This is a genomic window from Mesorhizobium sp. WSM4837 (assembly GCF_055811435.1).
Map to the genome: position 1 here is coordinate 1 of NZ_JBVVQE010000042.1, position 18,754 is coordinate 18,754.

General features: G+C 64.1%; 18 protein-coding genes, 1 tRNA gene and 1 pseudogene. 12 read left to right on the forward strand and 8 right to left on the reverse strand.

Features of this window, described 5'->3' with window-relative positions:
• Positions 1 to 154: 154 nt before the first annotated feature.
• Positions 155 to 787, reverse strand: coding sequence for a LemA family protein (locus AC0L3D_RS22645; protein WP_473645862.1), 633 nt, complete (start codon positions 785 to 787; stop codon positions 155 to 157).
• A 161-nt stretch (positions 788 to 948) separates the two neighbouring features.
• Between AC0L3D_RS22645 and AC0L3D_RS22650 the strand changes: the two genes are divergently transcribed.
• From AC0L3D_RS22650 to AC0L3D_RS22675, 6 genes are all read left to right on the forward strand, one after another.
• On the forward strand, positions 949 to 1,191 hold the full coding sequence (locus AC0L3D_RS22650; protein ID WP_128248090.1) for a hypothetical protein: 243 nt from the start codon (positions 949 to 951) through the stop codon (positions 1,189 to 1,191).
• A 7-nt stretch (positions 1,192 to 1,198) separates the two neighbouring features.
• Positions 1,199 to 2,083 (forward strand): pyridoxal kinase PdxY, encoded by an 885-nt coding sequence (gene pdxY / locus AC0L3D_RS22655; protein WP_473645864.1) that lies wholly within the window; start codon positions 1,199 to 1,201, stop codon positions 2,081 to 2,083.
• On the forward strand, positions 2,080 to 2,835 hold the full coding sequence (locus AC0L3D_RS22660; protein ID WP_473645866.1) for a DUF429 domain-containing protein: 756 nt from the start codon (positions 2,080 to 2,082) through the stop codon (positions 2,833 to 2,835). The genes pdxY and AC0L3D_RS22660 overlap by 4 nt, the downstream gene beginning before the upstream one ends.
• A 154-nt stretch (positions 2,836 to 2,989) precedes the next feature.
• Complete coding sequence (locus tag AC0L3D_RS22665) at positions 2,990 to 3,634, forward strand: carbonic anhydrase (protein ID WP_473645868.1); 645 nt, start codon at positions 2,990 to 2,992, stop codon at positions 3,632 to 3,634.
• A 9-nt stretch (positions 3,635 to 3,643) separates the two neighbouring features.
• Complete coding sequence (locus AC0L3D_RS22670; RefSeq protein ID WP_128181364.1) at positions 3,644 to 4,054, forward strand: nuclear transport factor 2 family protein; 411 nt, start codon at positions 3,644 to 3,646, stop codon at positions 4,052 to 4,054.
• A 95-nt stretch (positions 4,055 to 4,149) separates the two neighbouring features.
• The gene (locus AC0L3D_RS22675; protein ID WP_473645870.1) at positions 4,150 to 6,204 is read left to right on the forward strand and encodes a M3 family metallopeptidase; all 2,055 of its coding nucleotides are present in this window, start codon (positions 4,150 to 4,152) and stop codon (positions 6,202 to 6,204) included.
• A gap of 85 nt (positions 6,205 to 6,289) precedes the next feature.
• On the opposite strand, the gene AC0L3D_RS22680 is transcribed toward AC0L3D_RS22675, so the two are convergent.
• Together AC0L3D_RS22680 and AC0L3D_RS22685 are read right to left on the reverse strand one after the other, a co-directional pair.
• Positions 6,290 to 6,619 (reverse strand): DUF167 family protein, encoded by a 330-nt coding sequence (locus AC0L3D_RS22680; protein WP_473476123.1) that lies wholly within the window; start codon positions 6,617 to 6,619, stop codon positions 6,290 to 6,292.
• A gap of 10 nt (positions 6,620 to 6,629) precedes the next feature.
• Complete coding sequence (locus AC0L3D_RS22685; RefSeq protein WP_473630403.1) at positions 6,630 to 6,920, reverse strand: YggT family protein; 291 nt, start codon at positions 6,918 to 6,920, stop codon at positions 6,630 to 6,632.
• 161 nt (positions 6,921 to 7,081) lie between these two features.
• On the opposite strand from AC0L3D_RS22685, the gene AC0L3D_RS22690 reads away from it, so the two are divergent.
• From AC0L3D_RS22690 to AC0L3D_RS22715, 6 genes are all read left to right on the forward strand, one after another.
• Positions 7,082 to 7,157: transfer RNA gene (locus tag AC0L3D_RS22690), tRNA-Ala, on the forward strand.
• Positions 7,158 to 7,677: 520 nt separating this feature from the next.
• The gene (locus tag AC0L3D_RS22695; RefSeq protein ID WP_473645872.1) at positions 7,678 to 8,592 is read left to right on the forward strand and encodes a sugar phosphate isomerase/epimerase family protein; all 915 of its coding nucleotides are present in this window, start codon (positions 7,678 to 7,680) and stop codon (positions 8,590 to 8,592) included.
• Between the two features lie 46 nt (positions 8,593 to 8,638).
• Positions 8,639 to 9,673, forward strand: coding sequence for an ABC transporter substrate-binding protein (locus AC0L3D_RS22700; RefSeq protein WP_473629155.1), 1,035 nt, complete (start codon positions 8,639 to 8,641; stop codon positions 9,671 to 9,673).
• Between the two features lie 208 nt (positions 9,674 to 9,881).
• Positions 9,882 to 11,420 (forward strand): sugar ABC transporter ATP-binding protein, encoded by a 1,539-nt coding sequence (locus AC0L3D_RS22705; protein WP_287281918.1) that lies wholly within the window; start codon positions 9,882 to 9,884, stop codon positions 11,418 to 11,420.
• On the forward strand, positions 11,417 to 12,388 hold the full coding sequence (locus tag AC0L3D_RS22710; RefSeq protein ID WP_128181350.1) for an ABC transporter permease: 972 nt from the start codon (positions 11,417 to 11,419) through the stop codon (positions 12,386 to 12,388). Before AC0L3D_RS22705 ends, AC0L3D_RS22710 begins: the two co-directional genes overlap by 4 nt.
• A gap of 253 nt (positions 12,389 to 12,641) precedes the next feature.
• Positions 12,642 to 13,622: an ABC transporter permease gene (locus tag AC0L3D_RS22715; protein ID WP_473629154.1), complete on the forward strand. Its 981-nt coding sequence runs from the start codon at positions 12,642 to 12,644 to the stop codon at positions 13,620 to 13,622.
• A 42-nt stretch (positions 13,623 to 13,664) separates the two neighbouring features.
• Here the strand turns inward: AC0L3D_RS22715 and AC0L3D_RS22720 are convergent, their stop codons facing one another.
• From AC0L3D_RS22720 to coxB, 5 genes and pseudogenes are all read right to left on the reverse strand, one after another.
• Positions 13,665 to 14,099 (reverse strand): FKBP-type peptidyl-prolyl cis-trans isomerase, encoded by a 435-nt coding sequence (locus AC0L3D_RS22720; protein WP_473629153.1) that lies wholly within the window; start codon positions 14,097 to 14,099, stop codon positions 13,665 to 13,667.
• 320 nt (positions 14,100 to 14,419) lie between these two features.
• A pseudogene (locus AC0L3D_RS22725) lies at positions 14,420 to 14,614 on the reverse strand (ATP-binding protein); the annotation flags it as partial.
• 936 nt (positions 14,615 to 15,550) lie between these two features.
• Positions 15,551 to 16,357 (reverse strand): cytochrome c oxidase subunit 3, encoded by an 807-nt coding sequence (locus tag AC0L3D_RS22730; protein ID WP_473536414.1) that lies wholly within the window; start codon positions 16,355 to 16,357, stop codon positions 15,551 to 15,553.
• Complete coding sequence (locus AC0L3D_RS22735; RefSeq protein ID WP_473536415.1) at positions 16,354 to 17,928, reverse strand: cytochrome c oxidase subunit I; 1,575 nt, start codon at positions 17,926 to 17,928, stop codon at positions 16,354 to 16,356. The genes AC0L3D_RS22730 and AC0L3D_RS22735 overlap by 4 nt, the downstream gene beginning before the upstream one ends.
• A complete protein-coding gene (coxB, locus tag AC0L3D_RS22740; protein WP_473645873.1) occupies positions 17,925 to 18,749 on the reverse strand; it encodes a cytochrome c oxidase subunit II in 825 nt (274 codons plus the stop codon). Before coxB ends, AC0L3D_RS22735 begins: the two co-directional genes overlap by 4 nt.
• Positions 18,750 to 18,754 lie beyond the last annotated feature (5 nt).

Below are 18,754 nucleotides of genomic sequence, written 5' to 3' on the forward strand. Positions count from 1 at the left end.
CCCCGCCCCCCCCCCCCGCCCCCCACCCCCGGGCGGCGGGCTACACCCCACAGGCGGGGGGGGGGGGGCGGGCCCCCCCCGTTGATGGCAGCAGGACAGAGGGGGGCGCGACGGAGTGCAAGGCTGATAGGGACCACGCTCACCAGTTGCTCAATCACCCGCCCTGCTGCGTGCCGAAATCGACCTTCGGCGTCTGCATCTTGTCTTCCTCGATGGTGAAATTGGCGAATGGCTGATTGTCGCGGAACCACAGGGTCGCCCAAATCACCGACGGGAAGGTCCTCAGCGTCAGATTATACGCCCGCACCGCCTCGATATAGTCGCGGCGGGCGACCGAGATGCGGTTCTCGGTGCCTTCGAGCTGCGCCTGCAGCGCCAGAAAATTCTGGTTGGCCTTGAGGTCGGGATAATTCTCCACCACTGCCAGCAACCGCGACAGCGCGCTGGTCAGGCCGGCTTGACTGTCCTGGAATCTCTTGACCGCTTCCGGATCGCTCAGCGTCTCGGGCGTCACCGTCACCTGCGTCGCCTTGGCGCGCGCCTCGACCACGGCATCGAGCGTTTCCTTCTCATGCGCCGCATAGCCCTTGACCGTCTCGACCAGGTTGGGAATGAGATCGGCGCGGCGCTGGTACTGGTTCAGCACCTGGCTCCATGCGGCCTTGGCGTTTTCCTCCGCCGTCGGAATTGTGTTGTAGCCGCAGCCGGCCAGCAGCGGCAGCACGATCGCCATCATCAGCAAGGCTGGCAGGTTGCGGAAGACGAAAGGGGAGGAAAGGGCAGGCATGGAAAATCCCTCAACAAGACTGACGGGCGAAGCATTACCACAATCCGCGCGCAAGAACATGACCTCAACCTGGGGCGCTGCTGGTGCTTTGGCATTCACTCTAAGGCCCTGTGATTGACCGGGCGAACAGGTTAAAGTCGCTGCGAAAACAGGGCATAGCCATGGCGGGACGCCAGGACAGCGACGACGAATCGCGCCGCATCATCGAGCGCGTGGCAAGTGAAACCGACCCGGCCTCGTCCGTTGCGCGGACGGCCAAGGGCGCGCGCGATGACGTCACTGCTGCAGACGCCGACCGGGCGGACCCGATCGAATATTGGGGCACGCGCATTGGCCGGGCGCTGGGGCTCATTGTCGGCATTGGCCTGTTGATCTGGCTCGTGCTTTTCATCATCCAGGGTTAGGAACCTCGTGAGCACCGAAGAATCCGACGCGCCGCGCGCGGTCATCGTCATTTCCAGCCATGTCGCGCGCGGCTCGGTCGGCAACCGCGCCGCGGTCTTTGCGCTGGAGACGCTGGGCTTTCCGGTGTGGGCGGTGCCGACCGTCATCCTGCCCTGGCATCCGGGCCATGGACGGGCGACGCGCATCGTGCCGCCGCTCGATCAATTCACGGCGCTGATGGCCGATCTCGAGCGCGCGCCATGGCTCGGCGAGGTCGGCGCGGTTCTGTCCGGCTATCTCGGTGAAGGCGGCCAGGCCGACGCCGTCGCCTCGCTAGTCGGCGCGGTCAAGGCGAAGACGCCGGACGCCGTCTATATCTGCGACCCGGTGATGGGCGATTCGGGCGGGCTTTATGTGCCGGAGACGACCGCCATCGCCATGCGCGACCGGCTGATGCCGATCGCAGACATCGCCACGCCCAACCGCTACGAGCTGGAATGGATGGCGGGAGCGCCGCTGCCCGACCTCAAAGCGGTGATGGCGGCCGCCCTTCATGCCGGGCCGTCGACCATGCTGGTCACTTCGGCGCCGGCGATGATGGCCGGCGGCACCGGCAACCTGCTGCTCAACGGCAACCAGGCGCTGCTCGCCGAGCATCGCCTCATCGACAAGCCGCCCAATGGGCTCGGCGACCTGACGGCGGCCGTCTATCTGGCGCGCATCCTGTCCGGCCAGCCGGCCATCAAGGCACTGCAATCGACCACGGCGGCGGTCTACGAGATCCTGGCGCGCACCGCCAAGCGCGGCGGCGACGAATTGCAGCTCGAAACCGACGCACAGAGCCTGTCGCACCCGATGGCGATGGTGCAGCTTCGCCATCTCCTGCATCCGGGGCGGGACAAAAGAGCGTGACCGTTGTCGGTGTCGACGGCTGCAAGGCCGGCTGGATCGCCGTTCGCCGCGATCCGGGCGCAGCACCTTCGGCAGCCGTTTTTCCAAGCTTCGCAGCACTGCTCGACGCATTGCCGGCCGATGCGACAGTCGCCGTCGATATGCCGATCGGCCTGCCCGATGTTTCGCAAAAGGGCGGCCGCGGGCCTGAAGCTCTGGTGCGGCCGCTGCTTGGCAACAGGCAATCCAGTGTCTTCGCCATCCCCTCGCGTGCGGCGCTTTACGCGCATACGGATGGCTTCACCACGATCGAGGCCTGGCATGCCGCGCATCGCCAGGCAAGCGAAGTCGCCAAGGCGACGTCCGATCCGCCGCGCGGCGTCTCGATCCAGGCTTTTGGCATCTTTGCCAAGATCCGCGAGATCGATGCCGTGCTGATCGCGCGTCCCGAACTGCGCCGCCGCGTCTTCGAATCGCATCCGGAAGTCGCCCTCTGCCGGCTGAACGACGACCAGGCGATGCGCTTGCCGAAGAAGATCAAGGGCGCCGTCAACCCGGCCGGCATGGCGGAACGCAAGGCGCTGCTTTGCCGGCACGGTTATGTCAGGGGCTTTCTCGACCGGACGCCGCCGCCAGGCGCTGCTGCCGACGACTTTCTCGACGCCGCAGCGATGATGCTGATCGCCGGCCGCATCGCCAGCGGCGAGGCAAGGCCGTTTCCGGATCCGCCGCTCGCCGACCGTTTTGGCATCCCTGTGGCGATCTGGGCATGAATTTCTTCTCCCCGTCTATCGGCGAGCCAATCGCATTGGCGAATGGCAACCACGTCCTTCGCGATTCGGCATTGCTCGCCACCGGCTTTTGCCGCTAGAGCCTTCCTGACCTAAAGAGCTGCCGCCTAACCCCGAAAGGCTCCAGACGCCGCCAATGCCTCATCTCCCTGACCATCTGCTCACCGGCTACCGCAATTTCATGAGTGGCCGCTATCTCGCCGAAAGCGGACGCTATCGCTCGCTTGCTCGCGAGGGCCAGGCCCCCGAAACGATGATCATTGCTTGCTGCGACTCGCGCGCGGCACCCGAGGCGATCTTCGACGCTGGCCCCGGCGAACTCTTCGTGCTGCGCAATGTCGGCAATCTGGTGCCGCCCTATGCGCCCGACGACCAGTTCCACTCGACCTCGGCGGCGCTCGAGTTCGCCGTGCAGAGCCTCAAGGTGAAGAACATCGTGGTGATGGGCCATGGCCGCTGCGGCGGCATCCGCGCGGCACTCGACAGTACCGCCGCGCCGTTGTCGCCCGGCGACTTCATCGGCAAGTGGATGAGCCTGATTGCGCCGGCGGCCGAGACCGTTTCGTCCAGCACCTTCATGACGGCGACCGAGCGCCAGACCGCGCTCGAGCGCATTTCGATCCGCTATTCGATCGCCAATCTCAGGTCCTTTCCCTGCGTCTCGATCCTGGAAGGCAAGGGACGGCTGTCGCTGCACGGCGCCTGGTTCGACATCTCGACCGGCGAACTCTGGGTGATGAACAAGGACACCGGCGACTTCGAGCGGCCGGAGATGACGTAGGAGGGTTGCATGGCATGCCGTTCGATCGCTTTGGCCGCAGCGGCGCTGCTGTTTTCAGTCATATCCGCCGGCGCCGACGACGGCGCGCTCATCGGCCGCTGGTATGCGGCGCTACTGGTCGCCGATCGCACGGAACTGTCGGATCTGCTTGCCGACGACGTCCGGATAAAACTCGACGATCTCGGCGTCGTCCAGACCAAACAGGAGTTCATCGCCTCCATCGACGACTGGGAGGGCGCAGTCGCCGGGGCTGAAATCCGGCATCGGATCGAAAAGACCGAGGGCGGCGTCACCACTGTGATCGCCTGTTATGATTTCCCCAACAACGACGTGCTGATGCAGGAAACCTTCGCGATCGCCGACAACCGCATCACTGCCAGCTCGCAGGCGGCGATCGCAGAAAACTGCGACAGCTACTGACCAGTCGCGATATTGCGTGCGGCAAGCCAGCGCCTTACATCGATGACGATCCGCCTCATCGCGCCACGCAGCGAAGGCCCCTCACTTACGAAAGATTGCCCATGCCGTCCGCCGTCGACCTCGCCGCCCATCCGCTGACCACCTGGCAAGGGCCGCTCGGCCTGCCCGATTTCACCCGCATCGGCGACGGCGATTTTTCCGGGGTTTTCGATGCGGCATTGGCGGCGCATGAGGCCGAGATCGAGGCGATATCGGGCAATACCGAGACTCCGACCATCGAGAACACGCTTGCGGCACTCGAGCTTGGCGGCGAGGCGCTCGACCATGTCTCGTCGATCTTCTGGTGCCGGGCCGGCGCCCACACCAACGAGGCGATCCAGGCGCTGGAGCGCGACATCTCGCCAAAGATGTCGCGGCATTTCTCGGCGATCTCGATGAACGAGAGGCTGTTTGCCCGCATCGACGATCTCTACCAGCGCCGCGACTCCCTGAAGCTCGATGCCGAAACGCTGCGGGTGCTGGAAAAGACCTGGAAAAATTTCGTCCGCTCCGGCGCCAGGCTCGACGCCGCGGGCAAGAAGCGGCTGGCGGCGATCAATGAGGAACTATCGTCGCTCGGCACGAATTTCGGCCAGAACCTGCTTGCCGACGAGCGCGACTGGGCGCTGTTTCTTGACGAGGCCGACATTGCCGGCCTGCCGGAATTCCTGAAAAGCGCGATGGCCGAGGCCGCCGAGATGCGCGGCCAGAAGGGCCGCTATGCCGTCACCCTGTCGCGCTCGATCTACGAGCCGTTCTCGACCTTCTCCGAGCGCCGCGACCTGCGCGAAATTGCCTTTCGCGCCTTCACCATGCGCGGCCAGAACGGCGGCGCCACCGACAACACCGCCGTGGTGCGCGACATGCTGCGTCTGCGCGCCGAAAAGGCGAAGCTGCTCGGCTATGCTTCCTATGCCGCGCTGAAGCTCGACGACACCATGGCAAAGACGCCGGAGGCGGTGCATAAGCTGCTCGACCCGGTCTGGGAAAAGGCGCTGGAAAAGGCCGCAAGCGATCAGATCGAATTGCACCGGCTGGCGGCCGAGGCTGGCAGCAACGAAGAATTCGCCGCCTGGGACTGGCGCTTCTATCAGGAGAAGCTGCGCGCCGAGAAGTTTGCCTTCGACGAGTCCGAGCTGAAGCCCTATCTGCAGCTCGACCGCATCATCGACGCCTGTTTCGACGTGGCGACAAAATTGTTCGGCATCAGCTTCGAGGAGAAGCAAGGCATCGCCACCTGGCACCCGGACGCGCGCGTTTTCGTCGTCAGGAATGCCGACGGCAGCCAGCGCGGGCTGTTCCTGGCCGACTATTTCGCGCGGCCCTCAAAGCGCTCCGGCGCCTGGATGAGCGCGCTGAAATCCGGCTACAAGCTTGGCGATGGCTCCAGGCCGGTGATCTACAACATCATGAATTTCGCCAAGCCGCCGGAGGGCGAGGCAGCGCTTTTGTCGGTCGATGAGGCCAAAACCCTGTTCCACGAATTCGGTCATGCCCTGCATGGCATGCTGACCGAGGTCACCTGGCCATCGGTCGCGGGCACCTCGGTCAGCCGCGATTTCGTCGAACTGCCCTCGCAACTGTACGAGCACTGGCTGACGGTGCCGGCGGTGCTGGAAAAGCATGCGCTGCACGTGAAGACCGGCAAACCGATGCCGAAGGCACTGGTCGACAAGATGCTGGCGGCGCGCACCTTCGGCGCCGGCTTCGCCACGGTCGAGTTCACCGCCTCAGCACTGGTCGACATGGCCTACCACGCACGGCCGGACGCGCCGGACGAGCCGCTTCGTTTCGAATCCGAAACGCTCGAGAAGCTCAACATGCCCGACACCATCGCCATGCGCCACCGCACCCCGCATTTCGGCCACATCTTTGCCGGCGACGGCTATTCGGCCGGCTACTATTCCTACATGTGGTCGGAGGTGCTCGACGCTGACGCTTTCGCCGCCTTCGAGGAGACGGGCGACCCGTTCAATCCGGCGCTGGCCGAGCGGCTCAGGAAAAACATTTATGCCGCCGGCGGCTCGAAAGACCCGGAAGAGCTCTACACCGCCTTCCGCGGCAAGATGCCGTCGCCCGAAGCGATGATGGCCAAGCGCGGGCTGGTGTAGAGCGAGGGCCCACGGAGGACCAATCGCCAACCTCGGCGCCGCGGACCGACGATGTCTGATCAAAAGCACCTCGCCGCAGGCCACCTCACCGCGGCGCGCTTGGGCGGCCATCCAGCGCCTCGATGGCTTTCGCCAGCGCAGCTGGATCGCCTGATATGCGCAGCGTCTTCAGCCGCGCCGTGCCGCCGGCGACGACCGAGACGGCCGACCGCGGCACGCTCAGCGCCTTGGCAACAAGCCGTTCGAGCGCCTGGTTGGCGGCGCCGTTTTCCGGCACGGCACGGACGCGGGCCTTCAGATGGCTTCGCCCGTCTGCCGAGATCTCGATCCCTTCGAGCCTGTCCATCGCCGCTTTCGGCGTCAGCCGGACGAACAGGTCGACGCCGTCGTTACGCGGGCGAAACGGCCCGGTCATGGAACCGCCGTCAGACGAGTAGCGGCGCCACCGTGGTGAGCAGGAACTGCCGCAGGAAGAACAGGATCAGAAGCAGGATGATCGGCGAAATATCGATGCCGCCGAGATCGGGCAGGAAGCGGCGGATCGGCCGCAGCGCCGGCTCGGTCAGCCGGAACAGCATGTTGCTGACGCTATCGACGAACTGGTTGCGCGAGTTGACGACGTTGAAGGCGTAGAGCCAGGAGAAAATCGCCGAAGCGATGATGATCCACCAATAAATGTCAAGCGCCAGGACAATGGTCTGAATGAGGGCTATCATGCCGGTCTCCGATTGTTGCCGACATGTAGCCATTGCAGGCGGAGGCGGCAAGAGCCAGCTTCGCGGCACGGCAGGCCGGTGGCTGGCCGCCCGGCTTTTGGGCAAAACGCCGTCTTGACAGGAAACCGCCGCGCCCGATAAATGCGCCCATTCCGCTGGACGGGGCTGTAGCTCAGCTGGGAGAGCGCGTCGTTCGCAATGACGAGGTCAGGAGTTCGATCCTCCTCAGCTCCACCAGCGGAAATTTACTCCAGTAAAATCAAGAAGATAGCTGTAGCGGCGCACCCCGAACGCGCTCTGGCGGGCTTTGAGCTTGGGGCTTTTAAACCTGACCATCAAGCCATTCTCGCAGATCGGGGTCCTCGTGACCTTCAGGGATAGGCGGTCTCGTTCTGACGTACCAGATCACGCCAAATCCAACTGCCGCCCACGCGCCAGCAACCACGAATGTGATGATGTCAGTCACTTCAAACCCCTAAGCCCGACACATCATTAGCTCGACCGAAATCGCCCCACAAGAGCAGAATCAGGTCGTTGCGGGAGTGGGCTGGTGCCTAGCCAAGGGAAGTCCTGCTGTTGTCAGACGCCTAACTAAATCCAGCCGTTCCGCACGGCTGTCACAGCCGCTCACGATGGCCTGCTCTGCGACGATCCGATGGCATTCGTCAGACAGGTTTGCGCATTGCCGGCGGCGACACGGTTGAAGCGGCCTGCACAATCGGCATAGTAGGCCGGTCGTGAACCACGGGAGGGCCACATGAAGCTCGGATTGCTCACCGCACCGTTTGCCGACACCCCGCTTGGCGAGGTCGCCGACTGGGCAAGTTCTGCCGGCTTCGAGGCGCTGGAGATCGCCTGCTGGCCGAAATCCTCAGGCGCAGCCCGGCGCTATGCCGGCACCAGCCATATCGACGCCGCCTCGACCTCGACCTCGCAGGCCAAGGAAATCGCCGCCGCACTGGCGGAAGAGAACCTGTCGATCTCCGGCCTCGGCTTTTATCCCAATCCGCTGCATCCCGATGCCGCCCACCGCAAGGCCGTCGTCGATCATGCGAAGAAGGTGATCGTGCTGGCGAGCCATATGGGCGTGCCTGTCGTCAACACCTTCTGCGGCGGCGACGCCTCAAAAACCATCGACGCCAACTGGCAAGAGGCACTCAAACTGTGGCCCGATATCATCGCCCATGCGCGCGACAACGGCGTCAAGCTGGCTTTTGAGAACTGCCCGATGATCTTCAGCTACGACGAATGGCCGGGCGGCCACAACATCGCCTATTCGCCCTATATCTGGCGCCGCATCCTCGAGGCATGGGGCGGCGACGTCGGCATGAACTTCGACCCGTCGCATCTGGTCTGGCAGATGATCGACCAGGCCCGCTTCATCAGGGAATTCGGCCCGTACATGCTGCATGTCCATGCCAAGGACCTGATGATCGATCATGATGGCCTTTACGAGCGCGGTATCCTCTCGGCCGGCATGGGCTGGCAGGTGCCGCGCATGCCGGGGCTTGGCGATGTCGACTGGAATGTGATCTTCTCCGGCCTCTACCGCGCCGGCTACGACGGAGCCATCATCATCGAACACGAGGACCGGCGCTTTGAGGGAAGCGACGACGACGTCAAGCGCGGCTTTCTGCTCGCCCGCGACGTGCTGCGCCCCTTCGTGAAATGAGGCCCCTTTTCGAACTGAACTGAAAACAAGGTGGAGGAAGACTGAAATGAAAAAATATCTGGCAATGGTCCCGCTGCTTGCCGGCGCGGCGTTTCTGGCTTCGGTGGGCATCTCGTCCGCTGAAGCCAAATACACGATCGGCGTCTCCAACACGGTGCAGGGCAATGGCTGGCGCGAGGAGATGATCTGCGCCATCAAGGCGCAGGCGCTTGCCTCCGGCGAGGTCACCAAGCTCAACATCGCCCATCGCAACACCGACGCCGCCGGCCAGCTCGAGGATATCCGCAACCTGATCAGCGCCAAGGTCAACGCAATCGTCGTCAACCCGGCCGATCCCGCCGGCATCAAGTCAGCGCTTGAGGAAGCCACCAAGGCCGGCATCGTCGTCGTCGCCGTCGACCAGGCGGTCACCGAGCCTTCGGCCTACATCATCTCCAACAACCAGGAACAGTATGCCTATCTCGGCGCCAAATGGCTGTTCAAGCAGATCGGCGGCAAGGGCGACGTCGTCTATATGCGTGGCGCCGCCGGCGCCTCGGCCGACAGCGACCGCGACAAGGGTTTTAAGAAGGCGCTTGCCGAATTCCCCGACGTCAAGGTCGTGCATGAGGTCTTCACCGGCTGGCAGCAGGACCAGGGCAAGCAGCAGATCCTCGACTTCATCGCCACCGGATCGCCGTTCAACGGCATCTGGACCTCGGGCATCGACAATGTGATCGTCGATGCGCTGGTCGAGTCGCAGACGCCGCTGGTGCCGGTGGTCGGCGCCGACAATGCCGGCTTCGTCGGCCAGCTGAACTCGGTCGAAGGCCTTGTCGGCGCGGCGGTGACCAATCCTGGTTCGATCGGCGGCGCTGGCGTGACCCTGGCCCTGCAGATCCTGAACGGCAAGAAGCCGGCGGAGCAGACCGTTCTCGTCGAGCCGCAGCTGTGGGAGAACGCCACCGAAGAGGGCAAGGCCAAACTGAAGGGCGTCGCCGATCCGTCGCTGAGCCCGGAATGGCCGGTCTCGATCTCCATTCCGGAATGGACCACCTACACCAAGGAGCAGATCATCGCCTGCAAGGGCCCTGGCGAGTAATCGCTGCCGCGCTTCTGCCTTCTCCCCTTGTGGGAGAAGGTGGATCGGCGCGCAGCGCCGAGACGGATGAGGGGTGCTGGAAGGAATGAGAAGTTGGTGTTCCCTGGAACACCTCTCATCCGACCTCGCTTCGCGAGGCCACCTTCTCCCACAAGGGGAGAAGGCAGGATCGCCATTTTAGACAACTTGCAACGAGAGCAACGCGATTTTGACCACCAACCCTCTCCTGGACGCCACCGGCGTCGTCAAGACTTACGGCGCAGTGGTGGCGCTGCGCAACGCGTCGCTGTCAGTTCTGCCGGGTGAGGTTCACGCGCTGATGGGCGCCAACGGCGCCGGCAAATCGACGCTGGTCAAAATCCTGACCGGCGCCATCCGCGCCGATGCCGGACGTATCCTGATCCGCGGCGAGACGCGCGACGTGCGCTCGCCCGCCGATGCGCGCCGCGCCGGCCTGCTTCCCGTCTACCAGGAACCGTCGCTCATCCCCGATCTCGACGTCGCCTCCAACCTTCGCCTGACCGACACGCCGGTCGAGCCGTTCCGCGCTTGGGTGCGCGAACTCGGCATTCCCGACCTCGACATCCGCGACATCGCGCGCGACATCCCGCTGGCCGTGCTGCGCGTGCTCGATCTGGCGCGCGCGCTGGCGGTCGAGCCCGACGTTTTGCTGCTCGACGAGATGACCGCGGCACTGCCGGCGAACCTTGCCGAAAAGGTGCTTGAGGTCGTTCGCCGCCAAGGCGACAGCGGCCGTTCGGTGATCTTCATTTCCCACCGTTTCGTCGAGATATCGGCGCTTTGCGACCGCGCCACCGTGCTTCGCGACGGCGAGACTGTCGGCGTCGTCGACATCGAGCCGGGCGTCGAGGAGCGCATCGTCGAGATGATGCTCGGCGCCAGGATCGAAAAGACGCGCGTGACGGCGCGCCAGGCGGGCCAGGCCGCTTCGCCTGGGGATAGCCGTCCACGCCTCGGTGTGGCGAACCTTCGTGTCGGCACCAAGCTCAACGACGTCTCGTTCGATCTGGTGAACGGCGAAGTCGCGGGCGTCGTCGCGCTCGAGGGGCAAGGCCAGGACGAGCTGTTCGCCGCGCTTGCCGGCTCGATCCGGCCGTCCGGCGGCACCATCGAAGTGGACGGGCAGCCGGTGAAATTCGCGCATCCGGCCGATGCGATCCGCGCCGGCATCGCCTATGTGCCCGGCGACCGCACCGAAGCGCTGACCATGCAGCGCTCGGTGCGCGAAAACATCGCGCTCCCGTTCAGCGCCGCCTTGCGCAACTGGGGACCGATCAACATGGCGCAGGAACGCTCAAGGGTCGTCAGCGCGATCGAGCGTCTGCAGATCGACACCCGCGCCCAGCGCGAGGTGCAGCGCCTGTCCGGCGGCAACCAGCAGAAGGTGACGATCGCCCGCTGGATCGCCGCTGAAGCACAGACCATTCTCTGCTTCGACCCGACGCGCGGCATCGATGTCGGCACCAAGCAGGAGATTTACAAGCTGCTGCGCGAACTCGCCGACCAGGGCAAGTCGGTGCTGTTCTATACATCCGAACTCGAGGAGGTGCAGCGTGTCTGCGATCGCGTCATCGTCATCTTTGGCGGGCGCGTCGTCGATGTCTTCCCCGTCGAACTCGCCGACGAACCGGCACTGATGCGCGCCGCCTACGGCTTGCCGCGCGGCGCCAAGGTGGACGTCGGCATTCTTGCCGATATCCACTCGAGCCCGGTGGCGAAACCTTGACCCGCCTCGTCCGCCGTCAGGGCTGGGTCGCCGGCCTGCTCGTCCTGTTCGTGGTCCTGTTGGTGATCACCAGGCTCATCCAGCCGGGCTACGGCAGCGGCGATTTCGGCTCGCTGGTGCGCGCGGTGCTGCCCTACGCCTTTGCCGTGGCCGCCCAGACGATTGTCGTCATCGCCGGCGGCATCGACCTTTCCGTCGGCGCGATGATGGCGCTGACCAGCGTCACCGCCGCCACGATGATGGACGGCGCCAGCGAGGAATACGCGCTTTTCGTCGTGCCGTTCGTGCTGGCCATGGGGTTGGTGCTGGGCGCCGTCAACGGCATGCTGATCGTCGTCACCCGCGTGCCCGATATCGTCGTCACGCTGGCCACCCTCTTCGTCCTGCAGGGCGCGGCGCTGCTGGTGCTCGGCGCGCCCGGCGGCGCGGTCGCCGAATGGCTGCGGGCGACCATCGTCGGCACCGTCTCGATCCCGGGCTTGCCAGAAATCTCTGCCTGGATTCCGAAGGCGCTGGTGCTTCTGGTCGTCTGCCTGTGCATCATCTGGATACCCCTGAAGCGCTCAAAACTCGGCTTGTCGATCTACGCCATCGGCAGCAGCGAGCTCGCCGCATTTCGCAGCGGCGTGCCGGTCGCGCGCACCAGGATCATTGCCTATGCACTGTCGGGGCTTTTCGCTGCCATGGGCGGGCTGGCGCTGACCATGAGCACCGGCATCGGCGCCCCCATTCCCGGCCCCTATCTTCTGGCCAGCGTAGCGGCGGTCGTGCTCGGCGGCGTCGCACTTGGCGGCGGCAAGGGCGGACTGCTCGGCCCGATCGTCGCCGTCTTCGTGTTGCGGCTGGTGCGCACCGACCTGACGCTGCTGGCCATCGATCCCAACGTCACCGCAATCATCGAGGGCGCGATCATGGTCGCCGTCGTCATGTTCGGCGCCTTCATCACCATGCGGAGCCGCCAATCATGAGCAATGGCGTGAGGCTGGTTTATGGGGTCGGTGCTCGACGGCGCCCCCCTCTGTCCTGCCGGACATCTCCCCCACTTGGGGGGAGATCGGACGGCGCGACGGCTTTCGCCAATTGTCGGCGTTCCAAGAATAAGCGAGGCGCCGAAGCTGCCAATCTCCCCACCCGTGGGGGAGATGTCCGGCAGGACAGAGGCGGGCGCCGTAGAACGCCATCCTGTCCCGGCATCGCGCCACCCCAATCGCGAGCAACCTCATGAGCACAACCGCGATCCAACCCGTCCCCTTCGGCCGCCGCCTCAAGCGCTTCATGGCCGACCGGCCCTTGATCCCGCTGATCATCCTGCTGGTCCTCCTGGTGCTGGTGCTGCAGATCCTGCGCCCCGGCATCGTCAACGAGCGCTGGCTCGCCAACACCGTCAAATTCGCCATTCCGCTGGCAATTCTCGCCGGCTGCCAGACCATGACCATGCTGACCGGCGGCATCGATCTGTCGGTCGGGACCGTGGCGACGATGAGCGCCTTCATCATGGCGACGCAGGTCGTCAATCATGACCCGGCGGTGGCGATCCTCATCGCCTTGGTGCCGGCGGTGCTGATCGGCCTGGTCAACGGCATCGGCGTCGGCGTGTTTCGCGTGCACCCGCTGATCATGACGCTCGGCACCAGCCTGATCGGCACCGGCTGCCTGCAGGTCTATCAGCGCACCGTCATCGCTTCGGGCGCCAAGATTCCGCCCTTCCTGGCCTGGTTGGGCACTGGCCTCACCTATGGCGTGCCCAACGCGCTGCTGCTGTTCGTGCCCATCGCCGTCCTCATCGTCTTCACCTTGAACCGCACCGGCTTTGGCCGCCTGCTTTACGCAGTCGGCGACAATGAAGGGGCGGCACGCCTGTCCGGCGTCCGCTACTGGCAGGTCATCACAGCGCTCTACGTCATCTCCAGCGTGCTCGCCGGCATCACCGGGCTGCTCTATATAGGCCTGATCAAGGCGCCGTCGCTGTCGCTCGCCGAGCCGCTGGTGCTGCCTTCGGTAGCGGCCGCGGTGATCGGCGGAACCTCGATCTTCGGCGGCCGCGGCGGCTACACCGGCACGATCATCGGGGCGCTGATCCTCACCGTGCTGACGACCCTGCTGACCATCCTACAAATGCCGGAAGGCGCGCGGCGGATACTGTTCGGGCTGATCGTGCTGTTCGTGACGGCGGCGTATTTGCGGATTATTGAGGATCGGTAGGGGAAGCGCTGGAGCCGGGGCCTCTTTTGACCGAAGCATAGTCTACGCCGCCTGAACGATCTCGACCAGTTCAACGTCGAACACCAGATCCTTTCCGGCCAACGGATGATTGACGTCGAGCTTGACGCTGGCGTCGTCGACGCCGACGACCGTCACCTGCATGGGGCGCCCTTCGGGGGTTCTGGCCTGCAATCGAGTACCGATATCGAGGTTGAGGTTGTCCGGCACCCTGGCGCGGTCGACGGTCATGACCGCTTCGGGGCGGTGGAGGCCATAGGCAGCGTCGGCGGGAACGGTGACGGTGCTTTTCGCGCCTACCTCCATGCCCTCGACATGGGTCTCAAGGCCGGGGATCACTTGCCCTTCACCGAGCTTGAATTGCAGCGGTTCGCTGCCGGAAGAATCGAATTGAGTGCCGTCGGCTAGACGTCCAGTATAATTGATGCGCACGGTGTCGCCATTCTTGGCCTGTGTCATGGCAGTCATCCTTTGGGAGTTTTTGAGGGACCGGCCAGAGTTCTCGGTCCGTTTTCGATCATCTACGCACTAAGGTGCGCGGCGCGAAACTCTAAAACTAGGGGCTTGTCTGCCGATGTAAACCCACAATGCCGATTGAGCCCCCTGCGTAAAGACAGGTCGCGGAGGAGGACGGGGATCTGTTCGCCAAGGGCGCGCATTTTTCGAGCATGTCGTGGCGACAGAGATTGCGAAGACTCTGATCGGCCACCCACCCCGGCGGCTCTTGGCGCTTTGCTGATGTTGAGCGACGTCAGTTTTCGCCCAAATCGCATCAGCCTTCACACAGCCAAGCTCCCCTGCTCCACCTCCTCCGCATTAGGATCCCCCGGTGCAGTCGCCCAGGCCAATTCCACCAGCGTCACCGTCCGCCTTCCAACCCCGTCGAGCTGGCAGACGATCAGCCCCTGCTCCTCGATATAGGTCAGTAGGCGCCGGGCGCGGCGCAGCGAGTGCGAGCCATAGGCGCGGGCGATCGGCCAGCTTCTCGCGCCACGCGTCCGTGCCCTCTGGCGTGTCAAGTTCCTCGCCAGAGTCGACGCGCCGGTCGGGGGCGACAGGTGTCGTTGCATCGATAATCACCTTGGACGAAATGCCGTTCGGCACGCCGGCCGGGTCGAGCAAGTTTTCCGACAGGTTCGGAATGGTCACGATGCCGCCCGACGGGTTGACCTTCACCGAGATCGCCCACATGGACAGGCGCGGGTTTGCCGCTCTCGACGAAACGTTTGAGCTGGAACAGCATCGCGCCCCACAGCGTGTTGCACTTCTGGAAATGCCCCCCGCGGTGCGGCCAGCCGCCATGCTTGAGCGAGATCGCGCGTTCGCCCGTCCGGCATGTCCTCAAATACGTATTCCACCATGGTGCCGACCGAGTCGCCTGGACCCTGCGTGCAGGTCCACAGCACGCCCGACGCGTCGCTACGGTCAACGCGCCAGCTGAAGTCCGGCGCACCTTCATAGGACAGCGTCCATTCGCTCCCCACTTTGCCGTCGCCGGTCACCTGGCTCGTGTTCCCTCCGCGCAAGCCATGGCGAGTCGCTATGGCATCGTGCACGGAAGACGCCACCGCCTTTACGGCAAGTTCGTGATCAATTGAATGACCCTCTGCCATTGCGGCCCTCATCCTGAAACGCAACTTGCCTTTAGGCAAAACCACGGCCGCAATTCTTTTGCAACTACAGCTTGAGATGTGCTTGGTCATTGATGATCGAGGACGGGAGCTACTACACTACTTGATCCTGCAGGAAACTGATCGATCATGGAGTAAGGTCACTTCCGCCAGAGGCAGCTCTTCTGGGTGCTTTTAAGTTTGCTTCTATGCAACTTTGAACCGCGAAGGCCGCCCTCAGCCGGCTCCCAGATATGTTTCAGCAATGCCGATGCTAGTCGACGTCGCGTCGGTACGCTCCTAGCTGGCCCAAGCGTAGAAGACGGCGAACAGCAGAAGCCACACCGCATCGACAAAATGCCAGTACCAGGATGCCGCCGTCGTGATGAAGCCGCCGCCGCCGGCTGAGCGCGCGCGGATCACCCGATATGCGGCGATCGACAGCAACAAGATGCCGATAACGACGTGCAGGCCGTGGAAGCCAGTCGTAAGGAAGAAGATCGAGGGATAGACACCGTCGCGGAATCCCACCGAGGCGAGGCTGAATTCCCGAAGCTGAAGGCCGACGAACACGCCGCCGAGCGCGATCGCCACGGTAAGCCCGATAGCCGAAAGCTGCCATCGCTCTTTCAGAAGCCAGTCATGCGCCGCTGCGACGCAGACCCCCGACGCGAGGAGGATCACTGTGTTGAGAAGCGGGCCGCCCCAAGGGTCGTCGGGGCGCATCGGCGTAGGTGGCCATGAGTTGAACCCCGCGATCTCCGGATAGATCGCGTATCGTAGGTAGACGGCGAACAAGGCGGCGAAGAACGCTACCTCGGACGCGATTAAGGCGATGATCGCGATCCTCGGGCCAAAGGTGTTTTGCGGACCATTCGCACGCTCACCACTCGTCGCCCGCGACCACGCTGTCAGAGCGATGAACAATGGCAGAAGCCCCACCGCGATCACGAGCGGACCGAGTACCGCGATGCTGCCGGCCAGCGTGCCGAACAGCGACGGGTGGAAGAGCGCGAGACCGGCGCACGCTAGCAGGAACAGCGAGACAGCAATCGCGACAGGCCATCGGCCATCCGTGCCGCCGACCTCGGTGACAGTCTTGCTCACGCGCCTGCCTCCGCGCCCGCCGTGCCACGCGGACGCGCCATCTCGGGATCGTCATCCCATTCATGCGTGAAAGCCGGGCCCCACACATCGCGGGGGGCCGGCGCGCCACGCCGCAGCGAGACCGCAAGCATCACCAGGAACAGCAGCGTGGAGGCGAGCGCGAGCACAGCGCCGAGCGACGCAATCATATTCCAGCCCAAGAAACCGTCCGGATAATCCGCGATGCGCCGTGGCATTCCTGCCAGTCCGAGGAAATGCATCGGGAAAAACAGAAAGTTGGTACCGATGAAGAAGCACCAGAAATGCAACCGTCCAACCCACTCCGGGAACATGCGTCCGGTCATGCGCGGGAACCAGTAATAGAAGCCCGCGAAGATCGCATAGGTCGCGCCGAGGCTCAGCACATAGTGGAAATGCGCGACGACGTAGTAGGTGTTGTGCAGCACTTGATCCGCGCCGGCATTGGCAAGCACGATCCCCGTCGTGCCGCCGACCGTGAACATGATGATGAAGCCCAGCGCCCACAGCATCGGCACGGTGAGGCGGATCGACCCACCCCACATCGTGGCAATCCAGGCGAACACCTTGATGCCGGTTGGCACCGCTATTACCATCGAGGCCAGCGTGAAGAAGGCACGCGGCGCGAAGCCTACACCGACGGTGAACATATGGTGCGCCCAGACGATGAAACCCAGCGCCGCAATTGATGCCATCGCCAGCACCATGCCGGGATAACCGAAAATCTGGCGACCTGAGAACCGCGAGACGATCTGGCTGATGATGCCGAAGGCCGGCAGGATCATGATGTAGACCTCCGGATGGCCGAAGAACCAGAAGAGGTTCATGAACAGCATCGGGTCTCCGCCGCCGGCTGGATCGAAAAAGGCGCCGCCGAAATTGCGGTCGGCAAGCAGCATCGCCAGCGCGGCCGCCAGCACCGGCATGGCGAGAAGCAGCATGAGCGACGAAATCAGGATCGACCACACGAACAGCGGCATGCCGAACAGCGGCAAGCGATCCTCGCGCATGTTAAGGATGGTAGTGACGAAATTGATCGCGCTGATCACGGAAGAAATGCCGGCCAAGTGCAGCGCGAGGATCGTCATGTCGACCGACGGTCCGGGCTGGCCGTCTATGCCCGACAGCGGCGGATAGAGGCTCCAGCCGGTACCCGTTCCGTCGCCGACCAGCAGCGACCCGATCAGCATGATCAAGGACAGCGGCAGCAACCAGAAGCCGAGACTGTTCAGTCCCGGAAAGGCCATGTCGCGCGCACCGATCATCAGCGGGACGAACCAGTTGCCGAAGCCGCCGATCAACGCCGGCATCACCATGTAGAAGATCATGATTAGGCCATGCGCGGTGATCAGCGCGTTCCAGGACTGGCCGTTGACGACATAGTCCATGCCCGGCTGCGCCAGTTCGAGCCGCATGTAGCCCGAGATCGCGCCGCCCAGGGTCCCCGCCATGATCGCGAATCCGAGATAAAGCGTGCCGATCGCCTTATGGTCGGTGGTGAACAGCCAGGCCGCAATCGACCGGCACTCGGGCCTATGTTCGGTGGCGCTCATTTCGCCACCTGCGCTGATATAGCGGCGGCGCTGACGACCGGATATCGCGTTGCAGCGTCCCGCACCCAGGCGTCGAAATCAGGCTGCGCCATGGCCTCGATCGCGATCGGCATGAAGGAGTGATTCAGACCGCAGATCTGGTTGCACTGCCCGTAATAGACGCCCGGCTTCTCGACGCGTGTCCAGGTTTCGTTGAGGCGCCCGGGCATGGCGTAAATCTGTAGGCCCAGTGCCGGCATGAAGAAGGAGTGCACGACGTCCGACGATGTCACCTGTATGCGCACGACAGCGCCGACCGGGACAACCATGCGATTGTCGACCGCTAGCAGACGCGGTTCACCGGCCGGAACGGAGGCCGGCGGCAACATGATGGAATCGTATGCGAAGCCGCCATTGTCGGGATAGGAATAACGCCAGAACCACTGATGGCCGCTGGCCTTTATCGTCAACTGTGCGTCGGGAATATCGCTCTCATAGGCGAGCAGCTGGAGCGACGGGGCGGCGATCGCGCCCAGCACCAGCACCGGCGCGATCGTCCAGCCGAATTCCAGCCAGGGCATGCGCGTGACTTTTGACGCCGTGGGGTGCCGGCTCGCCCGGAAGCGCAAGAGCGCGAAACCGATCAGCATGGCGACGAGCGCGACGATGCAGACGCCGATCAGCAATATGTGGTCGTGCAGCGCAACGATCCGCTCCTTCGTCTCCGAGGCTGAGACGCCGAAACTTGTCTGCCAGTTCGCCGGCGCCTGCGCCAAGCCGTGCCGTGCGTCGAGCATCATTGCGGAGACAAAAAAGAGGAAAACAGTGCCCCGCCCGCGCATGACAT